Raw genomic sequence first — 9,671 nt, 5'->3', positions numbered from 1 at the left:
CAACCACAGCAAAACCGGTGCGCCATCTGCCGCGCCATCCAAGGCATCCTCGGGCACATCATCAAGCAGCGAAAGCGGTGTCGCCGTCATGCCCAGCGCCTGAGCCGCAAGGCGGTAGTCCCCATAACCAGGCTGGGGCACATACACCTGACGGCAACCTGCCAGGAAGGCCGCCAGCGTCAGGCGACGTATGCCCTCGCTGCTGCCAGCCGTGGGCACCACACGCGCCATATCCACACCATGCACACCATGCACACCATGCCACATGGCCAGTGATTGACGAAGCGCCACATAGGTCGGTTCGGGATACAGGCTGCGGTCTGCCGTCAACAAGCTGTCCTGCAAGGCTGGCGGCATGGGCACCGAGCTGGCATTGCTGGAGAAGTCCCAGGTGATCGGCAAGCCGATGTCCGGCCCACCATGTTGCCCTTGACTGATGTCCATCACGCCTGCCATCTCAGCATGATGGGCTGAGCCATCATCAACATGACCAAGGCCGCGACCCATCCCACAGCCTTGCCAGCCGTGGCCAGGGCCACGCTGGTATGTGCAGCCTCAGGAGGTCTGCCCTGTTCATTCAAGGCATAGACATCGGGCTTGCGCAGGCTCACCCCCAGAAGCAAAGCCATGGTCCCCATGGGCCATCCGCCGTTGGGCGATGGCGTTCGCCGCGCCTGCGCCCTCATGCGCGCCAAGCCGGGCCACGTGCCTGCCGCCGCGCACAAGAGCATCGCCGTCAAGCGCGCCGGCACCCAGGACAAGAAGTCATCCACCTTGGCCGCCCACTTCCCCGCCCATTCGTAGCGGCCCCGATAGCCCCACATGGCGTCTGCCGTATTCGCGAACCGGTACAGCGCCGCACCAGGCAAGCCCAGCAAGGCAAACCAGAACAAGGGCGCGACAAGCGAGTCGTTGAGGTTCTCGGCCAAGGATTCGATGGCGCTTTCTCTGACACGCACTTCGTCCAGCTGCTGCACATCGCGGCTGACCAGACGGCTCAAGCGGGCCTGCCCTGCCGACAAGGATTGCGCCAAGGCCTGCTCCACCAGGCGGACTTCTTCATGCAACATGCGCCAGGCCAGCATGGGCTTGAGCACCACCCCCAGCCCCAGGCCTGCCAGGATGACCGAAGGCCAGAAAGGCCAGGCCAACGCAGACACGAACCAGTGCCAGGCCATCTCGGCCCCCAGGGCCAGCGCCAGCACCAGGCAAGCCCCCAGGCTCCAGGCCATCACGCCGCCCAGCCATGCCAACTGCGCAGGCAACTGCGTCAACAAAGGCCCGATCAGACCCAGGTAGCGCCCCATGGCCACCACCGGATGGGCCCACACCGGCGGCTCGCCCAAGCGGCGGTCTATCCACAAAGCCACCAGCACGGCCAGCATGCTCGCCAGAATCCAGCCCATGCAGCGCTCAGTCCTCGATGCCGCGTTGTGCCGGCACGCCGGCGTTGTAGTGGTGTTTGATCAGCGTCATCTCGGTCACGGTGTCGGCCAGGTCGACCAGTTCCAGCGGTGCGCCACGGCCGGTCAGCACCACGTTCACATGCGAAGGGCGCTCACGCAAGACCTTCAACACAGCCTCCAGATCCAGCCAGCCGTATCGCAATGGATACGTGATCTCATCGAGCACAACCATGAAGTGCTCGCCCGCCATGATCGTGGCGGCAGCACGCTCCCATCCATCACGGGCCAACTGCCCCGAGCGTTCGAGGTCCTTGCTCTTCCAGCTGAAGCCGTCACCCAGGCCTTCAATGGCCACACCGAGTTGCTCGAACATGCGGTGTTCGCCAAAGCGGGCGCTCGGCACCTTCATGAACTGATAGATCTTGACGGCCTTGCCGCGACCATGGGCGCGCAAAGCCAGGCCGAACGCTGCGGTGCTCTTGCCCTTGCCGTCGCCTGTGTTGATGATGATCAGGCCGCGACGTTCACCTGCAGGCTTCTCGACCTGGCGGTCCACTGGGGGCTTTTCGATTTCCATGAGGAACTCCGTTCGGATGTACGTCAGCGCGTAGGGGCAAACAGGCCCGCCACGGCTGTGGGATGGGAGGGAAAGTAAAGATGCAAGAAGGACGCATGCAAACGCCCCTCCTGGTAGATGGCTTCAGGCTGACCGTTGAAACGCTGCGCCTTGGTGCTGGCATGGTGCGCCAGCGGTGAAGTCATGCTGGCATGGTGGAACGTGTGCCCCCTGACCGTGCCTTCTGGCAGATCGGCTGCGTGCAAGCCCAGGTTCACCAGCCGCTTTTGCATGGCGGCCTCACCGGGCAGCAAACCCCACATGGCTGCGCGATGCCCTTCGTGATCGGTCAGGCCGTCGAGCAGCGCCAGCATGCCGCCGCATTCAGCCACGATGGGTTTGCCTTGCGCATGGTGGCGAGCAATGGCGTCGCGCATGCTCACGTTGGCGCTCAAGCGGCTCAAGTGCAACTCGGGATAACCGCCCGGCAGATACAAGGCGTCCGCCTCAGGCAAGGCCTGGTCATGCAAAGGAGAAAAGAAGCGCACCTTCGCACCCATCGCCTCCAAGGTCGCGATGTTGGCGTGATACAGAAAGGCAAACGCTTTATCACGCGCCACGGCGATGGTCACGCCGTCCAAAACGTGCGCCGGTACCTGCTGTTCAACCGGCAGAGGGCTGCGTTCAAACGCAACCGGCTGAGGCATGTCCGACGCCAGGCACCCCAGGGCCTGCGCCGCACGATCCAGGCGGGCATCCAGATCGGCCACTTCTTCTGCCTGCACCAGGCCCAGATGGCGCGAGGGCATGCCCATGGCCTCGTCACGCGGCAAGGCACCGAACCACTTCATGCCCTCCGGCAGGCTTTCCTTGAGCATTTGGGCGTGCGTGTCACTGCCCACGCGGTTGGCCAGAACACCCGCCAGTTGCAGGCCCGGCCGGTAATGTGCCAGGCCATAGGCAATCGCACCAAAGGTCTGCGCCATCGCCGAGCCATCGATCACAGCCATGACGGGCAAGCCCAACTGCATGGCCAGATCGGCGCTGGAACTCATCCCATCGTAGAGGCCCATCACCCCTTCGACCAGGATCAGATCGGCCTCTTGCGCGGCCTGCCAGAGCAGTTCGCGGCAATGCGCTTCGCCGCCCATCCACAAGTCCAGTTGATAGACAGGATGGCCGCTGGCCTGCGCCAGCATCATGGGGTCAAGAAAATCAGGGCCCGCCTTGAACACCCGCACGCGTCGCCCTTGCTGTCGATGCCAGCGTGCCAGCGCAGCCGTCGCCGTGGTCTTGCCTTGCCCGGAGGCCGGCGCGCTCACGAGCATGGCGGGGCAATGCACGGTACTGTGATGGCTCATGTCGATGTCCTGCTCAAAGTAGGCGCCGCACAAGGCATGGCCACCCATTGGTCCGCTACCCGGTGCAGGGCAATGCGCCCATCAAAGACCCGGACCAATGCGGACTGCGTCAAGGGATCATCAGCTGCCCCATGATGCACGACCTGCCCTTGATTCACGATGACGAGGTCATCCGCATGCAAGGCCATGTTCAACTCATGAAGCACACTGACAACGGTGGTGCCGCCATCGCGCAAAGTGCGAACAATCTCCAGCCAGTCCGCCTGATGAGGTGGGTCCAGATGCGCCAGCGGCTCATCCATCATCAGCACCTCGGCCTGGACGCACAGCGCCCGAGCCAACAAGACGCGCTGGCGCTCACCACCAGAGAGCTGGCCCATCGGGCGATCACGCCACGCCCAGCACTGTGTTTGCCACATCGCCTGCTCTGCCGCTGCATGATCAGCTTGACTGGGCGGCGCCAACCAGGCTTGATGCGGCAAACGGCCCAGCATGATCACGTCCCGGGCGAGCAGGTCATCGGCACCGCTCTCGGTCTGGCCCAGCCACGCCAGATGGCGAGCCCGCTCCTTGGCCCGCCAATCCTGCAGCGGCCGATCTTTCAAACGCACCTGCCCATCGCAAACCTGCAGACCAGCCAACGTGCGCAACAAGGTGGACTTGCCTGCGCCATTGGGGCCCACCACCGCCGTCCATCGACCAGCAGCCAGACGCAATTGCACGCTGTGCAAGATGCAGCGTCCTGCCATGTGTACGGATCGAATGTCTGCCTGGAGGATGCTCACGAAGCGCCTCCCATGCGCCGCATGCGCCACAGCAAGTAACCGCCACCCAATACGGCGGTCAAGACGCCCACCGGCAGCTCCTGCGGAGCCAGCACCCAACGCGCGAGGATGTCTGCGGCCAGAAGCAAGACGCCGCCAGTCAGCGCAGACAGCAACAGCAAAGGCCCGTGCGTCGTTTGCACGCGGCTGCGAACCAGATGTGGCGCCACCAGCCCCAGAAACGAGATCAGGCCCGCCTGCGCCACGGCGGTGCCGGTTGCCAAGGCCATGACACCCACCAGCATGCCTCGCACAGCAGCCAGGCGAACACCCAGGCTGCGTGCCGCTGTATCACCCAGGCTGATCGCGTCCAGCGCCCTGCTGGCGGACCAGGCCAGCGCCAGGGTCACGATCAATATCGGACACATCAGCATCACGCTGCTCCAACCGAGGAAGCCGGTGGTTCCCAGCATGAAGGCCTGCATGGCGCGCATGATGTCAGGCGCCATCAGGATGGTCAGGGCGCTGAGGGCACCCAGCACCACCCCCACCACCACGCCCGCGAGCAGCAAGCGCAGGGTGTGCTCCACACCGCGGGCCAGCAGCAAGGTCAGGGCCACAGCAGCCACAGCGCCGATAAAGGCTGCGCCCGTGATGCCAAGGCGAATCAACAAAAAGGTAGAAGTGGGCGACACGCCCGCGAACGCCAGGAAACCAGCCACACCCAGCGCAGCACCCGATGAACTGCCCAGCAGATAGGGGTCAGCCAAGGGGTTGCGAAAAACACCTTGCGCCACGGCCCCCCCCAGGCCCAGCAAAGCCCCGGCCAACCAGGCACCAAGACAGCGCGGTGCACGGATATCCCAGACGATCTGCCAATGAACCGCATCCTCGCTCGCCAACCACGGCGGCGACCAGCCCGTGCTGCCCACGGCCACACCCAGAACCAGCATCAACAGCGATGCCAGCAGTAAAAATCCGATGCCCGATGCGACTCTCAACGCCCACCTCCCGGCACGGCGACATCCCTCAGGCACAAAGCCAGAATGCGCGCAGCCTCACCCATGCGGGGTCCTGGGCGAGACAGCACATCGCCTTGCTCGGGCGTGAAGGCGCAAATGCGTTTATCGCGGATGGCCCGAATACGGTCCCAGCCTGGCCGAGAAGACAAGCCCGGTGCATTTCTGGCTGACAACATGATCACCTGCGGATCCGCCCTCACGACATACTCCGGATTCAGCTTCGGGAAAGGCCCCAGCTTGCTCGGCACGATATTGTTCACGCCCAGTGCATGCAGGTTGTAGCCGATGAATGAAGACTCCCCTGCTGCATAAGGTGCGCTGTCCACCTCGTAATACACGGACATGCCTTTGGCCGAAGCAGGCACAAGGGCCGCAGCCTCCTGCATCTGGCGCTCCATGCGACGCCACAGGGCCTCGCCCTCCGTCTTCAACCCCAGTGCCTGCGCCACCTTGCCTGCCACACGGCGCACATCTTCATAGGTCTTGGGCTCCAAAGCCAATACGCGGATGCCCATGGCCTCCAGCCTGTCCGTCACGCGCGCGGACATGGCCAGCAACACCACATCGGGCTTGAGCGCCACGATCATCTCGACATTGGCATCATCCAGGCCGCCGGTCTTGGGCAGTGCCCGCACCGAAGCCGGGAAATTGGAATACCGATCCGTGCCCACGATCCTGGCACAGGCACCCAACTCGCACACAGTCTCGGTCAAGGAGGGCAACAAGCTCACGATGCGCTGCGGCGAGGCAGGCAGGCTCACAGCGACACCACGATCATCCACCACCGTGATGGCCGCATGAGTCAGCAGCGCCCACAAGAACAGCAAGGCAGCCAGCACCGCGCGCGCGCACCGTCGCAGGAAGATCATCACAAGACGCCCTTCATAGGTCGGCTACCTCGACGGGCCTGGACCAGGCCTGCCCCGCCACCATCAAGGTCAGTTGACCGCAGCAACGCGCCACATCCTGATTCAAGCGCCCCAACTCGTCCACAAATGCCCGCACCTCGCTGGACAAGGGCACCACACCCCACCCCACCTCATTGGAGATGAACACCACGGGCGAAGGCAGCTTGGCCAGCCCATCCAGCAAGGCCTGTCGCTGCCGATGCCAGGCGACCAGATCGGGTTGCCCTTTGGCCGGCATCAGCCAATTGGTCAGCCACAGCGTCAGGCAATCCACCAGCAAGAGCCGGCCTGAACTGGCCTGCGTCTGCAGCACCGCAGCCAGATCAAGCGGCTCCTCGACCGTCATGAAGCCTGCAGGCCGATCGGCTTGATGCTGCGCAATGCGATCCCGCATTTCGTCATCCCAAGCCGTGGCCGTCGCCACCACCGTCACCGCATGGTGATCAGACGCAGCCAGCCATTGCCGCGCCAGCCTTTCAGCATGGCCGGATTTGCCGCTGCGCTGGCCACCGACGATGAGATGATGTGACGACAACTTGCTCATGGCTGTGCGCCCTTGTTCAGGCGTTATTTGGAGGCGTTATTTGGGCGAGTACGACAAGGTCAGGAAGTACTGGTTACCTGGCTGATTGAAACCGTACACATTCTCGTACGCCCTGTTGCCCAGGTTGTCAGCACGCAGCGCCAGTTTCCAGTTGGGCGCGACAGCCCAATTCACGGCAGCCCCCCAGATTGCATAGCCAGGCAGTCGAACATCGAGGGCCGGATACGAGTACGTATCTGGCAGACCACTCGACGTTTTCACGTTCAACTCATACGACCAGCTTCCGAGCTCAAGTCCTGAACGCGCCGAGGCAAAGCGACTGGCACGTCTCACGAGTTTCTTGCCGTCGGCCATGTTGTGGGCATCCAGCCAATCCAGGCTACCCGAAGCAAACCAACGACCAAAGGACAAGGCTTCGTTGACCCCACCGGTCAGCGTCCATCCTGCCAGACGCACGCCATCCACATTGCTGGCGGCAGTCAGGCCGGTCAACAGAAAATCGTGAATCCGGTTGTCATAGCGCGTGAGCTTGGCGGACTCCGACCCATTGTCCCAAGACAGGTTCACCTCACGATTCAGACCATGCTGCGGCTTGAGATCAGGGCTGCCGTAATTAGGCCAATAAAGTTGATTGAATGATGGCGCCACATAGCTGGTGCCAACGGACCCACCCAGTCGCAGGGCCTCGCCCCAATGCAGGCCGCCGCCCAGGTTGCCCGTCCACTCGGTGCCGTACTGCGAATTGCGATCACCACGGGTACTGAGTTGCCAATCAGTCTGCGCGCTGTTGCCGTTGAGCCCCAGGACCAATGACTCGATGGTCCGCTGCTTGACATCAAAAATGGTGGTCGAGTTGTCAACGCTTTGGCGCAGGTGTTCAAAAGCCACCAACACTTGCCCGACCTCTGTCGAGATCTGGTTCTCCCACGCCAATGTCTTTTGTTGCGTGGCGATGCGACTGATGTAGTAACTCTTGTTCGCTACAGTCACATCGGAGACGTCCTCGGTCAAGGCTGCCTTGAAGGATGTCTTCCAGTTGGCCATCGGCTTGCCACTCAAGGTCAGTCCGCTTACGGACGATGTCATGTCGCTGTTGGTATTGGGTGTCGAGCCCGTGGCCGCCACACCATCATCAAACCAGCTGACACCAGATGAGCGCAGCACATTGCCATCCAGCCGCCACGAGTCGATCAGTGCCAGCCCCAGATTCAAGGACAGGGATTGCTGCACAAAGCCGTCTCTGTCGGGGTTGAACGTGCTCGCGCCGGCACGCGAGTTGGTTGAACTGAATCCTGCCGTGCCCGTATCGTTGGCCTGAATGCCATAGCTCCAGCCCCCATGAGATCCGGTCAAACCGACGGACTCTGAATGGAAACGCTCGGATCCCAGCGTCACCGAGGCGGACGGCGTCAACGTAGCGGTCCCCTTGCGCGTGAAGACCTGGATCACGCCAGAGGCCGCATCGGCACCATACAAGGAAGCCAGCGGCCCCCGCACGATCTCGATGTGATCAATCAGATCCAGCGGAATGTTGTCCAGAGACGGGCCGCCAGTCGTCGCTGAACCATAGCGGACGCCGTCAATCAACAAGACCGTCTGCTTCGAATCCCCACCGCGCACAAAAATACTGCTTGTCTTACCCAGGCCGCCATTCGTGGCGATCTGAACCCCTGGCGCATCGCTCAACAGACTGGCCAGGCTTCTGCCAGTGGCAGCATCGATTTGGGCTCTGTCGATGACCGACACGTCCGCCGACAACTGATTGATGCGAGTGGGTGTTCGCGTTGCCGTCACGACAACGGGGGGCAAGCCCTCCTCGCCCGACTCTGCCGCCATGGAAGGCGTACCGCAAACCGACACCAGCGCCACGGCCAAAGCCGAACGCACCCCGGGTGCCACACGCACCGAGTTCAGAAACAACATGATGAAAACAGACAGATCAAATGCCCCGGTCAGCGTCCCCGCAGACCACGAGCGAAATGACAAGGCGGGCCATCGACGGCCACGCCTCATCCCCTGTCGGCCGGTATCCGGGCTAGGCGGTGCAACTCGCGAAACCTTCCCAGTCGTTTTCAGGTGACCAGTGGTTGAAGTACGCAAGCTGAGTCATCGAAGACTCGACCGCCGACCGTTGCGGGGGCAGCGCAAGTCAGGCTGGCGTCATCATGGACACCGAAGCCTTCTTGCTTCCCGTTTAACTGCACCGGGCGAACCCCAGTGCGAGCACCAACGGGGCGCATTGTAAGGCGCCTACAATGATTGTTCTGCTGTAGAGCCACAAGGCCCCACCGAACCGGGTGGGTAACACGATCCGCCCATGTCCAGAATCGACGAACTCACGGACCGCATCGAGCGCCTGTTGTTGCGCCACGAAGAGTTGCACCGCACCAATGCGTTGTTGCAGCAGCAAGTGGCCATCACGGCCCAGGAGCGTGACTCCCTGCGCGCCAGGCTGTCGGCTGCCCGCGCCCGCATCGACGCCCTGATCGACAAGCTGCCCGTCCACCCAGGCGACGCAGCCGAGGGGCACGATGAGGCGCCCCATTCTGAAGACTGACACGAGGCCGGACACGCATGAAGCAGATTGAAGTTTCCATCATGGGCCAGAGCTACCTGCTGGGTTGCCCTGAAGGCGGGGAAGAACGCCTCAAGGAAGCCGTGCACCAGGTGGACCGCGAAATGTGCGCCATCCGCGACAGCGGCAAGCTCAAGGCGCGTGAGCGCATCGCCGTGCTGTCCGCGCTGAACCTGGCGTACATGCTGACAGAGCGCCCTGCCGCACCCGCCAAACAAGATGCCGCACCGGATGCAACGCAAGCCGCGCAGGCGGCGGCCTTGCCCTCACCCGAGTACATCGACAACCTGATCGCCCGACTTGATCAGGCGCTCGACAGCGACGGCCACCTGATCTGAGGGTTTGATCGCAGCAAGAACCCCTTCAACACGATGTATTTGCACGGGCAAACGCGTCGATAGAAAGTAGAATGGATTCGTCCGTCGCGTTCGTGGTTGTTTTTATTTCCTTGAACCGATGCTCTTCGAGCCAGGGCTTGGAATATTGCGGTGCAGGTGTGATCGTCTCGCGTCAGATGAACCCGACGTACCGCTGA

General features: G+C 62.6%; 11 protein-coding genes and 1 riboswitch. Of the genes, 2 read left to right on the top strand and 9 right to left on the bottom strand.

Annotated features, from left to right (window positions below):
- The 9 genes from EPO09_RS12025 to EPO09_RS11985 form a co-directional block, all read right to left on the bottom strand.
- On the bottom strand, positions 1-444 hold a 444-nt coding region (locus EPO09_RS12025; RefSeq protein WP_290643384.1), incomplete at its 3' end, for an aminotransferase class I/II-fold pyridoxal phosphate-dependent enzyme.
- Complete coding sequence (cbiB, locus tag EPO09_RS12020; protein ID WP_290643382.1) at positions 444-1,406, bottom strand: adenosylcobinamide-phosphate synthase CbiB; 963 nt, start codon at positions 1,404-1,406, stop codon at positions 444-446. The genes EPO09_RS12025 and cbiB, both read right to left, overlap by 1 nt.
- 7 nt (positions 1,407-1,413) lie before the next feature.
- Entirely contained in the window at positions 1,414-1,983 is a 570-nt protein-coding gene (gene cobO / locus EPO09_RS12015) for a cob(I)yrinic acid a,c-diamide adenosyltransferase (RefSeq protein WP_290643380.1), read from the bottom strand.
- 23 nt (positions 1,984-2,006) lie between these two features.
- A complete protein-coding gene (locus EPO09_RS12010) occupies positions 2,007-3,323 on the bottom strand; it encodes a cobyrinate a,c-diamide synthase (RefSeq protein ID WP_290643378.1) in 1,317 nt (438 codons plus the stop codon).
- Complete coding sequence (locus EPO09_RS12005) at positions 3,320-4,072, bottom strand: ABC transporter ATP-binding protein (RefSeq protein ID WP_290643388.1); 753 nt, start codon at positions 4,070-4,072, stop codon at positions 3,320-3,322. The genes EPO09_RS12010 and EPO09_RS12005 overlap by 4 nt, the downstream gene beginning before the upstream one ends.
- Positions 4,073-4,104: 32 nt before the next feature.
- A complete protein-coding gene (locus EPO09_RS12000; protein ID WP_290643386.1) occupies positions 4,105-5,070 on the bottom strand; it encodes an iron ABC transporter permease in 966 nt (321 codons plus the stop codon).
- Positions 5,071-5,084: 14 nt separating this feature from the next.
- Complete coding sequence (locus EPO09_RS11995; protein ID WP_290643376.1) at positions 5,085-5,978, bottom strand: ABC transporter substrate-binding protein; 894 nt, start codon at positions 5,976-5,978, stop codon at positions 5,085-5,087.
- Positions 5,979-5,991: 13 nt separating this feature from the next.
- Positions 5,992-6,561 (bottom strand): bifunctional adenosylcobinamide kinase/adenosylcobinamide-phosphate guanylyltransferase, encoded by a 570-nt coding sequence (gene cobU / locus EPO09_RS11990; RefSeq protein ID WP_290643374.1) that lies wholly within the window; start codon positions 6,559-6,561, stop codon positions 5,992-5,994.
- 36 nt (positions 6,562-6,597) lie between these two features.
- Complete coding sequence (locus tag EPO09_RS11985; RefSeq protein ID WP_290643372.1) at positions 6,598-8,484, bottom strand: TonB-dependent receptor; 1,887 nt, start codon at positions 8,482-8,484, stop codon at positions 6,598-6,600.
- A gap of 80 nt (positions 8,485-8,564) precedes the next feature.
- Positions 8,565-8,807: riboswitch (cobalamin riboswitch) on the bottom strand.
- 71 nt (positions 8,808-8,878) lie between these two features.
- On the opposite strand from EPO09_RS11985, the gene EPO09_RS11980 reads away from it, so the two are divergent.
- Both EPO09_RS11980 and EPO09_RS11975 read left to right on the top strand, forming a co-directional pair.
- Positions 8,879-9,118 (top strand): DUF904 domain-containing protein, encoded by a 240-nt coding sequence (locus EPO09_RS11980; RefSeq protein ID WP_290643370.1) that lies wholly within the window; start codon positions 8,879-8,881, stop codon positions 9,116-9,118.
- A 17-nt stretch (positions 9,119-9,135) separates the two neighbouring features.
- On the top strand, positions 9,136-9,474 hold the full coding sequence (locus EPO09_RS11975; protein ID WP_290643368.1) for a cell division protein ZapA: 339 nt from the start codon (positions 9,136-9,138) through the stop codon (positions 9,472-9,474).
- The last annotated feature ends 197 nt before the right edge of the window (positions 9,475-9,671 follow it).

The sequence above is a fragment of the Aquabacterium sp. genome (genome assembly GCF_004297345.1).
GTDB lineage: Bacteria > Pseudomonadota > Gammaproteobacteria > Burkholderiales > Burkholderiaceae_C > Aquabacterium.
This window is presented reverse-complemented; position numbering and strand designations above follow the sequence as displayed.

Excerpts from the sequence above, each read along its gene's own strand:
- EPO09_RS11995 (WP_290643376.1), bottom strand. The coding sequence starts at position 5,978 with ATGATCTTCCTGCGACGGTGCGCGCGCGCGGTGCTGGCTGCCTTGCTG.
- EPO09_RS11980 (WP_290643370.1), top strand. The coding sequence starts at position 8,879 with ATGTCCAGAATCGACGAACTCACGGACCGCATCGAGCGCCTGTTGTTG.
- EPO09_RS11985 (WP_290643372.1), bottom strand. The coding sequence starts at position 8,484 with ATGTTGTTTCTGAACTCGGTGCGTGTGGCACCCGGGGTGCGTTCGGCT.
- EPO09_RS12005 (WP_290643388.1), bottom strand. The coding sequence starts at position 4,072 with ATGGCAGGACGCTGCATCTTGCACAGCGTGCAATTGCGTCTGGCTGCT.
- cobO (WP_290643380.1), bottom strand. The coding sequence starts at position 1,983 with ATGGAAATCGAAAAGCCCCCAGTGGACCGCCAGGTCGAGAAGCCTGCA.
- cbiB (WP_290643382.1), bottom strand. The coding sequence starts at position 1,406 with ATGGGCTGGATTCTGGCGAGCATGCTGGCCGTGCTGGTGGCTTTGTGG.
- EPO09_RS11975 (WP_290643368.1), top strand. The coding sequence starts at position 9,136 with ATGAAGCAGATTGAAGTTTCCATCATGGGCCAGAGCTACCTGCTGGGT.
- EPO09_RS12010 (WP_290643378.1), bottom strand. The coding sequence starts at position 3,323 with ATGAGCCATCACAGTACCGTGCATTGCCCCGCCATGCTCGTGAGCGCG.
- cobU (WP_290643374.1), bottom strand. The coding sequence starts at position 6,561 with ATGAGCAAGTTGTCGTCACATCATCTCATCGTCGGTGGCCAGCGCAGC.